Raw genomic sequence first — 17,285 nt, 5'->3', positions numbered from 1 at the left:
GAGCATCGACCCGCGGCGCAGATTGATTCCGCTGCGCCGCGGGCAGATCAACAAAGATGACTAGACGTACCGCGCTTCGTTGAGATCGGCGATGAGCGTCGGCCCAGTCGGATGCCAGTTCAACCGAGCCTGAGTCTGGACACTGGAAGCCGGCATATCCAATCCGACGAACATTGCCATCCATCCAAAATGCGATGCCGCTTCATCCGGGCTGATCGAAACGACGGGCAAGTTCAGACCCCGGCCAAGCGCCTCGGCGATTTCGCGGCTACTGATCCCTTCTTCGCCAACCGCATGATATCGAGCCCCCTGCTGGCGCTTTTCTACGGCGAGCCGATAGAGACGCGCGACATCGGAGAGATGGCCGGCCGGCCAGCGGTTACGGCCCTCGCCTACGAAGGCGGAGACGCCTTTGTCCCGAGCGATAGCAACGAGCGGCGAGATGAGACCCTGCTTGAACGGGTTGTGAACCTGAGGCAGGCGTACCACCGATACGTTGACACCCGCCTCCAGGAGAGCATTCCCCGCAACCTCAGATGCGATCCGCGGATTGGGATGACTGATATTAAAGACATCCTCGGTCGCCAGTTGGCCATGCTCGCCGCTACCCATGCCGGTCCCCGACGTGATGATGAGAGGACGGTCGGACCCAGCGAGCACCGAACCGAGTGCCGCGATCGCTCGCTTGTCCTTTTCGCAGTTCTCCACGAATCGTGAGAAATCGTGATCGAATGCCGTGTGGATGACGGCATCTGCTTTTGCGGCGCCGCTGCGCAGGCTCTCCGGATCCTCCAGGGTTCCGCGATGCACCTCCGCACCAGCATCGATAAGCGCTTGTGCTCCCGTATCCGAACGCGTCATGCCGATCACATGATGACCCGCGTTGATGAGTTCGGGAACGATGGCCGCGCCGATGAAGCCTGTCGCGCCCGTCAGAAAGATACGCATAGTGAAACCTCCGTGATTGTCACCATGACTATCTGGCCATTTCCCGTTCGGTTGAAGTGGTGACGTCATCGTATGAAAAGAACTAACAGGATCCCGATGTCGGCTGGCCAATCCAACGCTGACGCAATACGTCGATCCGCCTCACTACCAAAGCTCATCGGCGCAATCTTTACAGGAAGCTGAACATCTCCTCACAGGCGACACAGTTTCTGTTCATCATGGGTGAATGGCCGGAGACCCATTGAGGCGGACCTGTTCTGCTGGTTGATCCTAAGGAGATGCCTGGCTTTGAACCGCGCCCTTTATTCTGTACGCTGTCACCGACAGGCCGTCCGCTGATCAGCCCATTGCAGAAGGATCAGCGTGACCAGACGGGCCGCCAGGCGCTTGAGCGCCGGCGCACCGTTCGCTGGCTGGGGGCCCCACCCACTGAGAAGGAGCCATTCATGGAATCGTCTTCAGGCCAACAACCGGGCGCCCCTGCCGGCCATGTCGCGGAAGCCAGCCACGGGTCGATGCCCAAGCTGGCGCTGGCCGCCATCGGCATCGTGTTCGGCGACATCGGCACCAGTCCGCTCTACACCATGAGCACGGTATTCGACTCCGGTCACGGTCTGGTGCTCGACCGCTTCAATGTGCTGGGCGTGGTGTCGCTCATCATCTGGTCGTTGATCATCGTGGTGACGCTGAAGTATGTGACGCTGATCATGCGCGCGCATAACCACGGCGAGGGCGGCATCATGGCGCTGCTCGCGCTGGCTTCCAGTTCTGTAATGGACCGGCCCCGGCTGCGCAACGGGCTGCTGCTCGCCGGCGTATTCGGCGCGGCGCTGTTCTATGGCGACGGCGTCATCACGCCGGCCATCTCGGTGCTCAGCGCAGTGGAAGGGCTGGAAGTGGCGGAGCCGCAGCTCAAGCCCTTCGTGGTGTCGATCGCGCTGGTTGTGCTGATCGCCTTGTTCCTGGTGCAGCGGCGTGGCACGGCCGGCATCGGCGCGGTGTTCGGGCCGGTGATGGTGCTGTGGTTCGGCGTGATTGCGGTGTCGGGACTGCTCTGCATCGGCCGCGCGCCGGCCATCCTTGATGCTTTCAACCCGTTCGTGGGCCTCGAATTCCTGATGCGCAACGGCTGGCGGGCCTTTGTCTCGCTTGGCGCGGTGGTGCTGGCGCTGACCGGCGCCGAGGCGCTGTATGCCGACATGGGCCACTTCGGCGCGCCGCCGATTCGTCTGTCGTGGTTCGGCCTCGTGCTGCCCGCGCTGGCGCTCAACTATCTGGGTCAGGGCGCGCTGCTGTTGTCGGACCCCAAGACTGTGGACAACCCCTTCTTCCACCTCTTCCCGTCGGTGGCGCTGTTCCCGATGGTGGTGCTGGCCACGGTGGCGACTGTGATCGCGTCGCAGGCCGTGATCAGCGGCGCGTTTTCCATGACCAAGCAGGCCATGCAACTCGGCTTCATGCCGCGCATGGGTATCGTCTATACCTCCGAACGCGAGGTCGGCCAGATCTATGTGCCCGCCATCAACTGGCTGCTGCTGATCGCGGTGGTGGGGGCGGTGCTGGGCTTCGGTTCCTCTACGGCGCTGGGGTCGGCCTACGGTATCGCGGTGACGGGCACCATGATGATCACCACCTTCCTCACGTTTTACGTGGTGCGCTACGCCTGGCACTACAACTGGTTGCTGTGCGTGCTGGCCACCGGCTTCTTCTTCGTCATCGATCTCGCGTTCTTCTCGGCCAACCTGCTCAAGTTCGTAGATGGCGGATGGTTCCCGTTGCTCCTGGGCGCCATCATGTTCACTGTTATGTCCACCTGGCACCGCGGCCGTGCGCTCATGATCGAAGAGGCCAGCATCCACGCCGGCGCGTTGCCGCTGGGCAAGTACCTGGACAGTCTGTTCGCGAAGGAAACAATACGCGTGCCCGGCACCGCCGCGTTCCTGACCATCGACCCGAGCACCGTGCCGCACGCGCTGGTCAACAACCTGGCGCATAACCACGTGCTGCACGAGCGTGTGCTGTTCGTGCACGTGACCAACCTGGATGTGCCCTACGTGCCACGCGAGCAGCGCGTGGCGATCACGCCGCTGGGCCACGACTGCCACAGCATTCTAGTGACTTACGGCTTCAAGGACGTGGCCAGCCTGCCGCAAGCGCTGCGCGACTGCGAGCCGAAGGGCCTGGTGGTCGATCCGGCGAAGGTCTCCTATTTCCTCAGTCATGCCACCGTGGTGGCGACCGGAGGCAAGGGCATGCCGGTGTGGCGCGAACGACTGTTCAGCGTGATGGCGCACAATATCGGCAACCCCGCGGCTTATTTCAAGCTGAATTCAAACCGGGTGATCGAGTTGGGCTCGCGCGTCGAAATATGAGGTAGAACCTGCAAACATGAAGAGACTTTTCGTTTGCTGCGACGGCACATGGAACTCGGATAGCGACGAGTTTCAGGGGGTGCCCGTTCCAACCAATGTCGTTCGCTTTTTTAACGCGCTGAGTGAACACGGCGAGGATGGCGTCGAGCAACTTCGGTACTACCACGTCGGCATTGGCGCTAACGAAGGCCGGGTTCGTCGCCTCGTGGACGGTGCGCTGGGATTGGGTCTCTCCCGAGACATTCGAACTGCGTACAAGTGGCTGTCCGACCACTACGAGGAAGGCTCTGAAATCTTTGTCATTGGCTTTTCGCGTGGCGCGTTCACGGCGCGAAGCCTGGTGGGCATGCTCCACCGTTGTGGACTTCCTGGCGAGGCAAGCTGGGCGCTAGTCAAACAGGCGTGGAACCTGTACCGGCTTGATCCAGAAATGCCGGAACACATCCGCCTGCAGGAACGGTTCTGCATCGAGAATGGCAAACCGCCTCCCATTCGCTTTCTGGGCGTGTGGGAGACGGTGGGCGCGCTCGGCATTCCTGAAATTGCGAACTTATTCGGCTTAGGGAGACAGCGCCTCGAATTTCATGACACGAGGCTTTCGCCGGAAGTTGAACGCGCGGTACAAGCTCTTGCCATTGATGAGCAGCGGAACACTTTCTTTCCAACGCTGTGGACGGACGCCGATGGTTGCGACCCGGCACGCGTGACGCAAGTGTGGTTCCCTGGCGTGCACGCGGACGTTGGGGGCGGTTACAAGGAGACCGGGCTTTCCGATGCCACGCTCAAATGGATGATTGCCGAGGCTGCGCAATGCGGTGCGGTGTTTGAACCGAAGATGTTGGACCAGATAGCCGATGCAGGCCAGTTGTCGCCATCCGCGGTACATGGCGTCCTTCACAACTCACTCACAGGCTTTTACAGGAAGATCGGTTTTCGTCCCCGGTCCTTTCCTTATCTGGCGAAGGATTCGCGAATATGCTCCGAATCGATATCGGATCTGGCCTTGGCACGGCAGGCCAATCCGCCGATTTTTCAGGCTCCCTATCGACCGAACATAGAGCCTGCGGCCGGGGTCCAGGTGCGGGTTTTCGCCAGCACATTGTGGAACTGGACCGGGATTTTCATGAAGGAGGGGGTGAGCTACCGGTTCAAGGTGCCTGAAGGCCAAACATGGCTGAATGGAGACATCGCATCGGGCGCAGAGGGCACGCCAGGTAACTGGAGGCAACGCCTGTTCGAGTGGTCCAGGCGGGTTAGGGGAGCGAACTGGTTCGAACTCTGCGGTGCAATCTCATACCCAGGGGAGGCAAGCGAAGCAGGCGTGTCACCTCAACCCTTCTACTTCAGAATCGGCCGAGAGATGGAGATCAAGGCTCCTTACTCGGGTTACCTGTATTGCTTTGCCAACGACGCCTCCTGGGCGTATTGGAACAATCAAGGAAGTCTGAGGGTTGACGTTGTCGAATCAAGCGGGCTGCCGGGTGGCAAGGGGACGGCATTCCGGCACTCAGACGAAGACCTGACTGCGCCGGCAACAGCACCCGGAGGTTCTGGAGCGGGTCAACCGTCATGATGCGTCACACAGTTCGTCAGGTGCACTCGATCCGCATTCACGGCGCGTTAAGGGGCGTTCATGAGCGACCAATCTTCCGGCCCCGCGTCCGGGCAAGCGGACCGTGTCTCAGCCTGGAGCCTCATCAGACCGTACTGGGTCTCTGAGGAGCGCAAGACCGCGTGGGGTCTGCTGATCACGATCATCGTCATGGACCTGGTTCTGGTCGGCATCAATGCCCGCCTGAATACGTGGAATCGTGATTTCTACAACGCACTGGAAGGCAGAAAAGTCCATGAATTCCCGCAGCTGATGCTGCTTTTCAGCGCGCTTGCGTTCGCGTTCGTCGGGATCTCCGTCTATAACCGCTATCTACGCCAGATGCTTGGCTTCCGATGGCGCCAGTGGCTGACCACACGCTATCTGCAGGAATGGCTGGGCGACGGCACCTTCTATCGCATCGAGCGCGACCGTCTCGCCGACAACCCTGACCAGCGGGTCGCTGTCGACCTCGCGTCATTCGCCAACACCACACTTTCGCTCACACTCGATCTGCTCTCGACGCTCGAAACACTCGTCTGGTTCTCGACCGTTCTATGGAGCACGGCGGGCGTGCTGGCAATCGAGATTGGCGGCACCCCCGTCCAGATTCCGGGCTATATGCTGTGGGCGGCCATCGTCTATGCGATTGTCGGCTCACTTCTGACCAACAAGGTCGGTCATCCGTTGGTGTCGATCAATTACCAGTTGCAGCGCGTCGAAGCGGATTTCCGGTTTGGGCTGATCCGTCTGCGCGAAAACGCGGAGCAGATTGCGTTCTATGACGGCATGCGTGTCGAGGAGTCGACCGCCCATGACCTGTTCGGCCGGATCCGTGAGAACTGGTGGCGCGTGATGAAGTACACGCGGCGCTATAGCTTCGTGCTCAATTTCTACGCTCAGATCGCCGAGATATTTCCGATCGTCGTGGCGTCGCCGCGTTACTTCGCAGGTTTGATGAGTTTCGGGACACTGATGCAAATCGGCGACGCATTCAGTTCAGTTAGCGATTCGCTTTCGTGGTTCATCAACAATTACGACACGCTCGTCCAATGGCGCGCAACCGTTAACCGTCTGCGCGAATTCAAGCGCGTCATGCAGCTACCTCATCTGAAGGAGTCTGTGTCGCCCGCCACCGAGCATGGCGGCATCAATCTGCATTACGTCGACGAGAACCAGCTCGCCACGCATAACCTGACGCTCGCGCTGCCTAACGGCGAAACGCTCGCGAGCGTGCGCGACATTGCCGTCAAGCCCGGTTCGCGCTGGCTCGTGCGTGGGCCTTCCGGCGCGGGCAAGAGCACGCTGTTGCGCGCGTTGGCGGGTCTCTGGCCGTTTGGAAACGGTTCGATCGATGCGCCTGTGAACGCGCGCATGATGTTCGTCCCGCAGCAGAGTTACCTGCCGGTTGGCAGCTTGAAGACCGGGCTCGCTTATCCCACAGCGGCTACCCACTTCAGCGATGAGGAATGTTACGAGGCGCTGCGTCTGTGCCGGCTTGAGGGCTACGTCGACCGATTGCACGAATCCCACCATTGGTGGCGCATTCTTTCTCCCGGTGAGCAACAGCGGCTAGCAGTCGCACGTGTGCTGATGCACAAGCCTGACTATGTGTTTCTCGACGAAGCAACGAGTGCGCTCGATACCGCGAGTGAGGCCTATCTGTATCGCCTGTTGACCGAGCGATTGCCGAACGCGGCGATTGTTAGTGTCACGCACCGTGAGTCGCTTGCGGCATTCCACCAAGGCACGCTCGATATTGCGCGCGCGGACGAGCATGAGCACGCCGTGGCAGATACACGGCCGCCCTGAGCGCTACCCTTACGCAGAACGTCCGGTTTCATCAAGCCACTTAACGATGTTCTGCACCGTATCGCCATAGAAGGTGCGATACAACTCCTTCGAGACATAGCCGATATGAGGTGTCGCGAGCACGTTAGGCAATTCGCGCAGCGGGTGCGGATTCTCGAGCGGCTCGACGTCGTACACGTCCAGCGCGGCGCCCGCAATCTGACCGGTGGTGAGTGCCCGAAGCAGGGCGGCATTGTCGACGATCGCTCCTCGCGACGTATTGATGAGCCGGCTGGTAGGTTTCATCTGCGCGAGTTCTGTCGCGCCGACCAAAGCTCGGGTTCGCTCGCTAAACCGCAAGTGAATCGACAGGAAATCGGAAGTGGAGAACAGCGCGTCTTTGCTGACTCGCTGCACGCCTTTTTCCGCAGCGCGCTCCTCGGTAAGGTTCTCACTCCACGCGATGACGTTCATTCTGAATGCCCGGCCGATGATGCCCACAGCCGAGCCGATATGGCCAAGGCCAAGCAATCCGAGTGTCTTGCCCGCGAGTTGTTCGCCAAGCGAAAGCTGCCAGCCTCCCTCACGCACTGATTGAGTCTCGAGCGGAATATTGCGGGCCATCGCGAGAATCAGCGCCCACGTCATCTCGATCGTCGGCGTGGACGAATAGCCCGTATGACGAATTTCGATGCCGCGCTCCGCAGCCGCCTCCTGATCGATCGACACATTCCCCGCGCCGGTCGAAGCAATCAGTTTCAGGTTCGGCAGGCTTTCAATAACCACGCGGGACAGTGGTGTGCGTTCTCGCATGACGCATACGACGTCGAATGGTTGCAAGCGTTGAATTAGGCTCCCGATATCGGCGACGTGATCGTTGAACACCGTCACGTCTGCCAGGTCCTTAAGCGGCGACCAGTCGGCCACGCTCAGCGCGACGTTCTGATAGTCGTCGAGGACGGCGACCTTGATCGGGAGTTTGGGGTTCATGTTGCGCGCTCCATGAGTTGTAGACGTTGTTGCTAACCGAATGCTAAGAATCCCGGCTCGTCACGTAAATCAATAAGTAACGACGCCACCCATCGCGAGCCGCGATGGCTCACTATCGACCTGTGACAATCTTCATGACTCGTTGCCCCGGTGCTTGTCGAGGTGGTCGACCAGCATGCGGGCAGGCAGCGGCAGCGTCTCAAAGTTGCGGGCGATGATCACCAGCGGCCGCTGCGACCACGGTTCATCAAGCTCAACAACGCGAAATGGCACCGACTGCATATAAGGCGTCACGCTTCCTTTGGGGAGCACGCCAATGCCGAGACCCGCGCTGACCATGTTGCGCACGCCCTCGAAGCTGGTCACCTCGATACGCACGCGAAGCCGCATGCCGGCACGCTCAGCGGCGGCGCGACACAACTTGGAAATGGACGTGCCGTACGGCATGCTGACGAAGTCGTCCTCGAGAACTTCTGCGAAGGTCACGCTCGCGCGCTCGGCGAGCCGATGATCCGACGGCACGATCACGACCAGCTTGTCGACGCTGTATGGACGCCACTGCAGATCGCCGAGCGCATCCCTGGTAGCCGCGCAGATGCCGAGATCGGCGACGCCGCTTGCGATTGCCTGCACGACTTCATCGCTCGACTTCTCGGCCATATCGATCCGCACCTTCGGATTGGTGCGCAGGAAGGTGCGCAGCACACCCGGCAGATACTGAACCATGGCCGTAAAGTTCACATAAATCCGGGTATGGCCCCTCAACCCCGCGGAATACTCAGACAATTCGTCCGAAATTTGCTGCAAGTGCTCGCTCAGCCGCTTCGCGTGATGATAGAGCGCCTCGCCAGCCGGCGTGGGTTGCACACCGCGGCTGTGCCGATACAACAGCGGCGTGCCGGCGTCCTCTTCGAGATCCGATACGCGCTTACTGACCGCCGACGCCACGATATGCGTGCGGGCTGCCGCCGCGGCAATGCTGCCTTCCTCGATGACCGCCACAAAAATGCGCAGGGACTCCATGTCGAGGCGCAACGGCCGATCTGTTGAAACACGCATCCTTACTCCTTCGGGTTGGCTATCCGGGCGCCTCGCACCCATCGCGGTTGGCGATGCCTCTGCTGAACATTGAGAAGTTTTCAATCCGCCTCGTGACCGGCATCCTATGTTCCATAGGGCTCAATCCTCGCAGGACGATCGGTCGAGGCGCGAGACCGGGCACTGTGCTTCGCGATTCTATGTCGAGGCGGCGCGCTTGTCCTGGACGCCGGCCCATTAGCCCTTTAGGAAGCACAAGCCGGCGGACGGCCGGCACGCAGGAATAGTCGGTTGAAAACATGAAGGAGACGAAAGATGGAACACAAACACCTTGCCTTGAGCGCTCGAACGCGTTGGTACGAGGGGCTCACGGCAATGCACTGGCGTGTGCTGAAGGCCAGCTTTCTCGGTTGGATCTTCGACGGCTATGAGGCGCTGGCACTCGTTGTTGTGCTTGGGCCGATGCTGCATTCGGTGCTCTCGCCGGCACAAGCCGCGTCTCCCACGACATACGCGGGTCTGGTCATCGGTATTACGTTGCTTGGCTGGGGGGCGGGCGGTCTGATCGGCGGGATTCTCGCGGACTATGTCGGACGCAAGCGGATGATGCTCTGGTCCGTCTTCCTCTATGCGGTGTTTTCGGGTTTGACCGCGTTCTCGCAAACCTTCTGGGTATTGTGCGGGCTGCGTTTCCTGACTGGCCTCGCGATGGGCAGCGAATGGAGCACAGGCGTCGCGTTGCTGTCGGAAACCTGGCCCGAGCGGGCGCGCGCGAAAGGAGCGGGTTTCCTGCAGTCGGGTTTCGGCTGGGGCACGTTGATCGCGGCGGTTGTGTGGTACGCGCTTTCGTCGGCGCATCCACTCGGCGCCGAAACCTGGCGGTTGATGTTCGTGCTTGGCGCAGTGCCGGCGCTATTCGTGCTGTACATCCGCCGCGGGGTCAACGAGTCGGAGAAATGGCAACGCGCGGTGCGCGAAAAACGCTGGAGCGCGACGAGCACAACGAGCACAACGAGCACGCGGCCGGTTGCGGGTGATGCGCCTGCATCCGACAAGCGTCCGTTCACGCTCACGCAACTGTTCAGCGAACCTGAAGCGTTGCGACGCACGCTGCTTCTGCTCGTGCTGTCGATTGTCACGACTGTCGGCTGGTGGGCCATTTCCAGTTGGCTGCCGACGTTTACCGTGGCGCTTGCTAAAGCCGAAGGCATTCCCGATGCCTTGTCGTGGGGCTCGAAGGTATCGATTGTCTACACCATCGGCGCGATTGTGGCCTACATGGTCGCAGGCTTTGTGGTGGATGCAATCGGCCGGCGAGCGTTCCTGTCACTCACTTTCGTCGGCGCGCTGCTCACAACGATCGTCACGTACAAGCTGACGACGAGCGTCGAAGCGATGATGGTCGTGGCGCCGATCAATGGTTTCTTCACGCTGGGCTGTGCCTATGTCTGGATGGCGATCTACCCATGCGAACTCTTTGGTTCCAGCGTGCGTTCCACCGCGATTAGCTTCGTATTCAATGCGGCGCGTCTGATCGCGTGGGTGTTCCCGATCATCGCGGGCAGCATGATCAAATCGTTTGGTGGTGTGTCTCAAGCCGCGTTGGCACTCGGCTCGGTGTATCTGCTCGGTATCGTGGTTCCGTGGTTTTTGCCGGAAACGCGTGGCACAGGCATGCCGGACTGAGTCAGTTCAGAAATCTGGATACCTAATTCTATTTTGGAGAGAAAAATGCCTCAAAGTTTTCGTATTGGACAGATCGTTCCAAGCTCGAATACGACCATGGAAACTGAAATTCCCGCCATGTTGCGTGCCCGTGAAGCGATCCGTCCCGAACGGTTCACGTTCCATTCGAGCCGGATGAGAATGCATAAGGTCACGAAAGAAGAATTGGTTGCAATGAACAAAGAAGGCCTGCGCTGTGCGGCGGAACTCGCCGACGCTCGTGTCGATGTCATGAGTACGGCGTGCCTGGTCGCGATCATGGCGATGGGGCCTGGATATCATCGGCAAACCGAACGCGAACTGCTGGAAGTTGCGCGGGCCAATCATTGCCTTGCGCCCGTCATGACCTCCGCGGGCGCGTTGGTAGAAGGTCTGAAGATCATGGGCGCTCGCCGGATTTCGCTGATGGCGCCGTACATGCGGCCCTTGACTGACCTTGTTGTCGCTTATATCGAGAACGAAGGCATTGAGGTCATCGATTCCCTCTGCTTTGAGATTCCCGACAACCTTGAAGTCGGTCTGCGCGACCCGATGCAATTAGTTGACGACGTGCGCGGCCTGAACACGGAAGGCGCGGACGTAGTGGTGGCGTCCGCTTGCGTCCAGATGCCTTCATTGCCGGCGATTCAGCGCATTGAAGACATACTGGGAATCCGTACTGTCTCGACTGCCGTATGCACCGTTCGGCGCATGCTAGATCATCTTGAGCTCGAGCCGATCGTGCCTGGGGCGGGGGCGTTGCTGTCGGGGGGGTGATCGGCTGTTGCAGACACTTAGCCGATTTTCTCGAATGCGGCTTTGTACAAGGTTCGCTTCGGCTCGGCAAACACTCGCCGCACCATCGGTTCGAAGAACGCTAGCGGCAGTGTTTCCGCATCCGGATCGAAGGCCGCCGCGTCATATTTCTCGCAGAAATGCGCGGTACGTTTGAACAACTCCGGCACGTCGCGGTACTGATCGCGCAGATTGCGGTCCATGCCCATGTGGTGAAAGAAGTAATACCCCTGGAAGATCCCATGGTGCTTGATCATCCAGTGATTTTCCGCGCTGACGAACGGTTCAAGCAGCACGGCTGCAACGTCGGCATGGTTGTAACTTCCCAGCGTATCGCCAATGTCGTGCAGCAGCGCGCAGACCACGTATTCCTCGTCCTGGTTGTCGCGATGTGCCAGCGTGGCAGTCTGCAAGCTGTGCGTCAGGCGATCGACAGGAAAGCCGCCAAAGTCGCCATTCAGCAAACGCAGGTGGTCCAGCAGGCGCCCAGGTAGTCCTTTGGCGAACGGCCCAACCTCACTGCCGATGATCGCCCAATCCTGCTCGGTACCCTCGCGCATATGGCGGAATGCGGCGCACTGTTCATTGTGTCCCATGGAACTACTCCTTCTCTGTGTGATTGGAGCTTCATTATTTGAGCGAGTGAGATATAAAATCCAATAACTGAAAAGCCAACATCCATAACTCCAGGGAATGGCATGATTGATGGCGACCTCACGTACTTCCTGACCATCGCGAGTACCGGGACGCTGGCACGCGCCGCCGAACAGCTGGGTATTTCTCAGCCTGCCGTGACCAAGGCCATACAGCGGCTGGAGCGCAAGGTGGGCGTAACGCTGGTCGAGCGCACCGCGCGCGGCTCGGTATTGACCGAGGCGGGCAAGATATTCCACACACGGGTATTGGGCGTATCCATGCAGCTCGATAGCGCGGTGCAGGAAGCGCGCGATATCGGTGGCGGACACGCGGGACTGCTGCGCATCGGCGCGACGCCGGCCACCACGAGTTTCGCGCTGCGCTCGCTGTTCCCAACACTGCTGGTGGAGCGGCCCGCCGCGCGCGTCAGTGTGACGACAGCGTTTAGCGACACGCTATTGGACGCTATCGACAAGCGTGAAGTGGAACTGGCTGTCTGCCCATTGCCCGAGACATTGGACGCATCGATGGTCAAGGAGGTGCTGTATGACGATCACTACAGCTTGATGGTTAGCACCGCGCACCCTCTGGCCAAACGGAAATCGGTCACGGTAGACGATCTGGTGGACTGCGAATGGGCCGCGTCCAGCCGACAGGAATTTGCGCGTGTGCAAATTGAGCAGGCGTTTGCAAAACAGGGCCACCTGCCTATGCGCGTTGTGGCCGAGGCCAATAGTCTGGCCGCGTTGATTCTTATCGTATCCACTACGCAGCTGGTCAGCTTTATCAACGCGCGCAGCTTCGACCCTGGCCCGCTACCGGTCGACATTGCCGTGCGTCCGATTCAGTTCGACGGCCTGCAGCGTCAGGTTGGACTGATACGAAGGGCGGGCTATCTATCTCCGATCGCGCAACGCGCTCAGGAAATTCTGCGTGACGCAGCGCGGGAGTTGTGAGCCTATAGGCGTCGCGTTCGCTTGACGTTCTTCCGAACTCCACGAACTAAGCGCCGCTAACGTAGCTCTGCGCGAAGCTCACGCACTCCCCGCCCTAAGCGATCCCGCAAGAGCGTTCCCAACGTTGCGCCGTCAACGTATCCGACCTCAACTGCGATGGCGTCGAGGTCAAGGTCGCTGCCGTGGACCAGCGATCTCGCGCGTTCGACACGCAGGTCCTGGAAGTAGGACAGGGGTGATTTCCCGAGCACAGCCTGGCAACGCCGTTGCAACGTTCGCGGGCTCGTAGCCAGCGCGTCGGCTGCAGCCTCCAGCGAGAAACCTTCCTTGAGATGGTCCCGCGCCCATCGCTCGAAGCGCTGAATAACAGGGTCTGCCTGGGCCAGATGGTTGGGGATGATGTAGGGCGCTTGCGAGGAACGAAAGTCGGCGAGCAGATAGCGCGAAACGACGGCGGCCACTTCAGGGCTGGCCTTGCGCACTAGCCAGAGGGCGAGATCGAGATGGCCCATGGCGGCTCCGGCTGTAACGACTCTGCCCGACGGCACGAGCATCCTGGTCTCGTCGAGCCGGACGTTCGGGTACCGCTGGCGAAATAGCGGAGCGAGCCACCAGGTCGTCGTGGCTTCCCCATGATCCAGAAGGCCAGCTTCCGCGAGGAGGAATGTGCCGATACAGGAAGCCGCAATATGCGCGCCCTCAGCGTGCCATTTCCGTAGTTGTTCCATTGCCTGGCTCACATCCCGCCGGCCAAGTGCCGGGACCAACGTCTCCGGACTTCCGGTATTGAGCGCGGGAACGATCACCCAGTCCGGCTTCGAATCCGGCGCTATCGCCTGTACGGGTATGGCAAATCCTTGCCCGGACTTGACTTTCTTTCTCACACCAACGATCGACACCTCGAAAGAGAGCGCTCCTCCCATCTGCGCGGCCGCAAATTTGTTTGCGAGCCCCAGCGCGTCAAGCAGCACGGTCAGCCCCGTATCGAAGACACCGTCGAGCGCGAGTATGAAAATTCTCATGGCGTGAATGACCCTAAAGTTGTCGTTTGCGACTGTACCGTTCCGATAGTCGAAAGACTACACTTTTTTCGTCGGGCCTGTGGCGTGAATGACATAAAGATCATCATTTGCGACTTTTCGGTTTTCCGAACGCAGAGCCGATACTCAGACCGTTTATCCCGGAACAACCATCGCACAAGGAGTGCACTCATGAAAGTTTTAGCCGTTGCGTCCATCGTCAAGCCGCTCTCCGACGAAGAGAAGGCGCAGATCTTTCCGGTCGAGGTGCCTGCCACGCTCAAGCTCTATCTCGACGGCAAGATCGAGCAGTTCTGGATGCGCCAGGATAAGCCCGGCGTCATCTTCCTGATGGATGTTGAATCGATCGGAGAAGCGAAGGCGGCGATAGAAGCGCTGCCGCTCACGTCCGGCGGGCATGCGCAGTACGAGTTCATGCACGTCGGTCCGCTCGCCCCGTTGGGTCGTCTGATTCAGGGCAAGTAAGTGCGGGAGGCGCCATCAATGAGCACACCATCGTCATTGGTGGCGCCGCCGACAACCAGCAAACGGGAATACGCCGGGCTGCATCCCGGCGAATAAGGAATAGGGAAAGACTGCGGGTTCGCCTTAAACCGCCTTAAACATTGGCCAGTTCGATGCCTCGCGTTAGCTCGCCCGATGGCACCTTGATATCGCCCATAATATCGATCTCACGCTTTACTGCGCGGATGACGTCGGTCATCGCGTCGCCACTTTTTCAGTGAACGGCGAATCGCGCGGTATGAGCCAACCTGCAATCCTTTCATCGGGAATAGTGCCGGGTTGGAGTAACGTATTGGGGACTCAATTTTTCGTCAGGCCAAAATGAGCTTTGAGGCGCTTATGTCTACGGACGCAGACACAATCACGGACGAACTCGTCGCCGGAATCGCAGATCGCATGGTCGAAGAGGGCCGGAAGGTGTCTCCGGTGACCATTTGGCCGGAGATTCCTGGCAGTTCGATCGTTGCCGTTGCGGCAGCTTTGCAGCGCTGGCGCGAAGCGCGACAGCCCCTCACGCCCCACGTGCAGGTCCAGGCCGGGTTGCCGGAGCACATTGCCGAAACCATGACGAGCGCCGCTGAGCGGCTCTGGATGGCCGCCCAGGGCGAAGCTGACCGGGCGGTCAGTCAGCACCTGAGCGCCGTGCACCAGCACCTCGACGCTGCCCGCACGGAACGGGACGAGGCGCTTGCCGAGTATCAGAAGACGGCGGCGGAAGTCGAAGCCGGCCGTGAGCGGCATGGTGTGCTGACGAGCGCGCTGAGCACAGCCGAGGATACGTCCACGCGTCTCACGGCAGAACTCGCGGCCGCGATGGGGCGCGCTGAGGCTGCCGAGGCTCGCGCGGAAGAACTGGCGCAACGTGTGTCTCTGGAAGAGGCCGCGCTGGAACACACGAAGGCGGAACTCGACCAGGAACGTCACGCGCGTGAGGGGTTGGCCGCTGCTGCTGCCAGTCACAACGATCAGATCACACAGATGAAGCAGGAGCTCGACGAGGCGCGGCAGGACGTGATCTCGATGGGCTACGACTGTCAGGCGAAGTCGGCTGAGGCGGATAGAGCGTTGCAGGAGGCTGGCGAGGCTTCGGCGCGCGCCGAAGCGGCCACGGCGCAGCTGAACGAGGGTCTCGCGCGGGTTGCTGGACTGGAGGCTGAGCGGGATGAAGCGCGCTTTGCGCTCGACGCAGAGCGTCAGACAAGCGCGGCGCGGAGCGAGGAAGCGTTGATTCAGTTCGACGAATTGCAGCGCGTTGGACGGGAACTGGAGGCGGCGCGGGAGCAGGTCAGCGCGATGAGTGCGGTACAGGCGGCTGTGAGCGCTGAGCTGGCCCAGGTTTCGCACGACGCGTCTGTCGCGAGGGATGAACTGGCGCGGGTCTCGCAGGATGCATCTGCCGCGAAGGAGCGGGCAGAGTTCGCGGAACAGCATGCGGCGACGTTGCAGCAGCACCTCGCGGAAGTCGAGCAGGCGAAGTCGTCCGAAGCTGAGCGATGGGCGCAGGAATCCAGCGCGCATTCGTCGCGTGCGGAAGCTGCTACGGCGCACGCGAACGAGAGCCTCGCGCGGGTCGCCGCGATCGAGACTGAACTCAATGAGGCACGCACTGCACTCGCAGCCGAGCGCCAGACAAGCGCAGCGCGGAGCGAGGAAGCGTCCGGTCAGTTCAACGAACTGCAGCGCGTCACCCATGAACTCGAGGCAGCGCGACAGCGGGTCAGCGTCATGACTGAGGCGAATGCGGTCGCGACCGCTGAACTGGTTCAGGTTTCGCACGACGCGTCTGCCGCGAAGGAGCGGGCAGAGTTCGCAGAGCAGCATGCGGTGACGTTGCAGCAGCGGCTCGCAGAATCCGAGCAGGCGAAGTCTGCCGAAGCGGAACGCTGGTCGCAGGAATCCAGTGCGGCTTCATCGCGCGCAGAAGCTGCTACGGCACAGGTGAGTGAGAGCCTTGCGCGGGTCGCCGCGATCGAGGCTGAACTCAATGAGGCACGCAATGCACTCGCAGCCGAGCGCCAGACAAGCGCAGCGCGGAGCGAGGAAGCGTCGGGTCAACGTAACGAACTGCAACGCGTCGCCCGGGAACTCGAGGAAGCGCGAATCGCGCTCGAAGCAGAGCGGCGGACAAACGCCGAGCGGAGCGGGGCGGCGTCGATTCAACACGACGAACTCCAACGCGTCACCCGGGAACTGGAGGCGGCGCGGGAGCAGGTCAGCGCCGTGACCGAGGCGAAAGCGGCTGCGATGGCTGAACTGGCCCAGGTTTCGCAGGATGCGTCTAGCGTGAAGGAGCGGGCAGAGGCCGCCGAACAGCATGCGGCGACATTGGCGCAGCGCCTTGGAGAAGCCGAGAAGGCGCGCGCCGAAGAAGCGCGACGCAGCCATCAACTTGCCCTTCAAGCGGGCGACTCTGCGAAGGCGGAAGAAGTCGCCGAGTTACAACGGCAGATATCGGCTCAGGCCAAAGCGCATGAGAAGGCTTTTAACGAACTGCGCACGATTGCCGAGCAGTGGGTCGAGCATGCCAAGGACCTGAAAGACCGACTCGCTTCCGCAAACGAAAAGCTTTTGTTCATCGACTCGCGCAGCACAGGAGAAGTGGCGCTCATCCGAAAGCTCTCATCTGAACTCGAGCGGCTCAAGCCCGATAGTGAGTTGGTATCCCGGGACACGCAGCAAAAGCTGATCGGGGCGACGATGACCGAGCGGCTTTCGCAGAAGGGTTATCGGTATGACCCAACGACGGCGGTTATGTCGAAAGTGGAGCGTTGATTTACGCGCGTTGCAGGTTTAAGCGGCAACGGCGTCACTACGCTGAGCGGAGGCGGTGCATTGACCGCCTCCGCTCAAGCATCAATTTCTTTCACGTTCTTTGCGGCTCCGCAGTCGGCGATACCAGCGTGCTATGGTCTGTCCGGAA

At 60.6% G+C, this 17,285-nt stretch carries 13 protein-coding genes; 8 read left to right on the top strand and 5 right to left on the bottom strand.

From position 1 onward, the window contains the following. Positions 1–60: 60 nt before the first annotated feature. Positions 61–948, bottom strand: coding sequence for an SDR family oxidoreductase (locus tag R8871_RS04155; RefSeq protein WP_175049175.1), 888 nt, complete (start codon positions 946–948; stop codon positions 61–63). A 446-nt stretch (positions 949–1,394) separates the two neighbouring features. Between R8871_RS04155 and R8871_RS04150 the strand changes: the two genes are divergently transcribed. From R8871_RS04150 to R8871_RS04140, 3 genes are read left to right on the top strand one after another with little or no spacing between them, the layout of a single operon-like run. Continuing rightward, positions 1,395–3,320, top strand: a complete 1,926-nt coding sequence (locus tag R8871_RS04150) for a potassium transporter Kup (RefSeq protein WP_407673088.1) — start codon at positions 1,395–1,397, stop codon at positions 3,318–3,320. A 16-nt stretch (positions 3,321–3,336) separates the two neighbouring features. Further along, positions 3,337–4,893: a DUF2235 domain-containing protein gene (locus R8871_RS04145; RefSeq protein ID WP_175049174.1), complete on the top strand. Its 1,557-nt coding sequence runs from the start codon at positions 3,337–3,339 to the stop codon at positions 4,891–4,893. Positions 4,894–4,953: 60 nt separating this feature from the next. Beyond that, positions 4,954–6,723 carry an ABC transporter ATP-binding protein/permease gene (locus R8871_RS04140; protein ID WP_175049173.1) on the top strand — a complete coding sequence of 590 codons (1,770 nt, stop codon included), beginning with the start codon at positions 4,954–4,956 and terminating at the stop codon, positions 6,721–6,723. 9 nt (positions 6,724–6,732) lie between these two features. On the opposite strand, the gene R8871_RS04135 is transcribed toward R8871_RS04140, so the two are convergent. Further along, complete coding sequence (locus R8871_RS04135) at positions 6,733–7,692, bottom strand: D-2-hydroxyacid dehydrogenase family protein (protein ID WP_175049172.1); 960 nt, start codon at positions 7,690–7,692, stop codon at positions 6,733–6,735. A 132-nt stretch (positions 7,693–7,824) separates the two neighbouring features. Next, positions 7,825–8,751 carry a LysR family transcriptional regulator gene (locus R8871_RS04130; RefSeq protein ID WP_246287365.1) on the bottom strand — a complete coding sequence of 309 codons (927 nt, stop codon included), beginning with the start codon at positions 8,749–8,751 and terminating at the stop codon, positions 7,825–7,827. 294 nt (positions 8,752–9,045) lie between these two features. On the opposite strand from R8871_RS04130, the gene R8871_RS04125 reads away from it, so the two are divergent. Both R8871_RS04125 and R8871_RS04120 read left to right on the top strand, forming a co-directional pair. Next, on the top strand, positions 9,046–10,416 hold the full coding sequence (locus R8871_RS04125; RefSeq protein ID WP_175049171.1) for an MFS transporter: 1,371 nt from the start codon (positions 9,046–9,048) through the stop codon (positions 10,414–10,416). A gap of 45 nt (positions 10,417–10,461) precedes the next feature. Beyond that, positions 10,462–11,211, top strand: coding sequence for a maleate cis-trans isomerase family protein (locus R8871_RS04120; protein ID WP_281370217.1), 750 nt, complete (start codon positions 10,462–10,464; stop codon positions 11,209–11,211). A 17-nt stretch (positions 11,212–11,228) separates the two neighbouring features. Here R8871_RS04120 and R8871_RS04115 read toward each other — a convergent pair whose 3' ends face one another. Next, a complete protein-coding gene (locus R8871_RS04115) occupies positions 11,229–11,825 on the bottom strand; it encodes an HD domain-containing protein (protein ID WP_175049169.1) in 597 nt (198 codons plus the stop codon). Positions 11,826–11,927: 102 nt separating this feature from the next. Here R8871_RS04115 and R8871_RS04110 point away from each other — a divergent pair, with 102 nt between their 5' ends. Further along, positions 11,928–12,821, top strand: a complete 894-nt coding sequence (locus R8871_RS04110) for a LysR family transcriptional regulator (protein ID WP_175049168.1) — start codon at positions 11,928–11,930, stop codon at positions 12,819–12,821. A gap of 56 nt (positions 12,822–12,877) precedes the next feature. Here R8871_RS04110 and R8871_RS04105 read toward each other — a convergent pair whose 3' ends face one another. Then, positions 12,878–13,843: a GlxA family transcriptional regulator gene (locus tag R8871_RS04105; RefSeq protein WP_175049167.1), complete on the bottom strand. Its 966-nt coding sequence runs from the start codon at positions 13,841–13,843 to the stop codon at positions 12,878–12,880. Between the two features lie 189 nt (positions 13,844–14,032). Between R8871_RS04105 and R8871_RS04100 the strand changes: the two genes are divergently transcribed. Then, on the top strand, positions 14,033–14,326 hold the full coding sequence (locus R8871_RS04100) for a hypothetical protein (protein ID WP_175049166.1): 294 nt from the start codon (positions 14,033–14,035) through the stop codon (positions 14,324–14,326). A 378-nt stretch (positions 14,327–14,704) separates the two neighbouring features. After that, on the top strand, positions 14,705–17,137 hold the full coding sequence (locus R8871_RS04095; RefSeq protein ID WP_175049165.1) for a DNA-binding protein: 2,433 nt from the start codon (positions 14,705–14,707) through the stop codon (positions 17,135–17,137). Positions 17,138–17,285: the final 148 nt, after the last annotated feature.

Origin of the sequence: Paraburkholderia sediminicola (assembly GCF_902859805.1) — a bacterium.
GTDB lineage: Bacteria > Pseudomonadota > Gammaproteobacteria > Burkholderiales > Burkholderiaceae > Paraburkholderia > Paraburkholderia sediminicola.
This window is presented reverse-complemented; position numbering and strand designations above follow the sequence as displayed.

What these genes read in the sequence shown, in the direction of transcription:
- R8871_RS04155 (WP_175049175.1), bottom strand. Translation starts at nt 948, where the DNA reads ATGCGTATCTTTCTGACGGGCGCGACAGGCTTCATCGGCGCGGCCATC.
- R8871_RS04150 (WP_407673088.1), top strand. Translation starts at nt 1,395, where the DNA reads ATGGAATCGTCTTCAGGCCAACAACCGGGCGCCCCTGCCGGCCATGTC.
- R8871_RS04145 (WP_175049174.1), top strand. Translation starts at nt 3,337, where the DNA reads ATGAAGAGACTTTTCGTTTGCTGCGACGGCACATGGAACTCGGATAGC.
- R8871_RS04140 (WP_175049173.1), top strand. Translation starts at nt 4,954, where the DNA reads ATGAGCGACCAATCTTCCGGCCCCGCGTCCGGGCAAGCGGACCGTGTC.
- R8871_RS04135 (WP_175049172.1), bottom strand. Translation starts at nt 7,692, where the DNA reads ATGAACCCCAAACTCCCGATCAAGGTCGCCGTCCTCGACGACTATCAG.
- R8871_RS04130 (WP_246287365.1), bottom strand. Translation starts at nt 8,751, where the DNA reads ATGCGTGTTTCAACAGATCGGCCGTTGCGCCTCGACATGGAGTCCCTG.
- R8871_RS04125 (WP_175049171.1), top strand. Translation starts at nt 9,046, where the DNA reads ATGGAACACAAACACCTTGCCTTGAGCGCTCGAACGCGTTGGTACGAG.
- R8871_RS04120 (WP_281370217.1), top strand. Translation starts at nt 10,462, where the DNA reads ATGCCTCAAAGTTTTCGTATTGGACAGATCGTTCCAAGCTCGAATACG.
- R8871_RS04115 (WP_175049169.1), bottom strand. Translation starts at nt 11,825, where the DNA reads ATGGGACACAATGAACAGTGCGCCGCATTCCGCCATATGCGCGAGGGT.
- R8871_RS04110 (WP_175049168.1), top strand. Translation starts at nt 11,928, where the DNA reads ATGATTGATGGCGACCTCACGTACTTCCTGACCATCGCGAGTACCGGG.
- R8871_RS04105 (WP_175049167.1), bottom strand. Translation starts at nt 13,843, where the DNA reads ATGAGAATTTTCATACTCGCGCTCGACGGTGTCTTCGATACGGGGCTG.
- R8871_RS04100 (WP_175049166.1), top strand. Translation starts at nt 14,033, where the DNA reads ATGAAAGTTTTAGCCGTTGCGTCCATCGTCAAGCCGCTCTCCGACGAA.
- R8871_RS04095 (WP_175049165.1), top strand. Translation starts at nt 14,705, where the DNA reads ATGTCTACGGACGCAGACACAATCACGGACGAACTCGTCGCCGGAATC.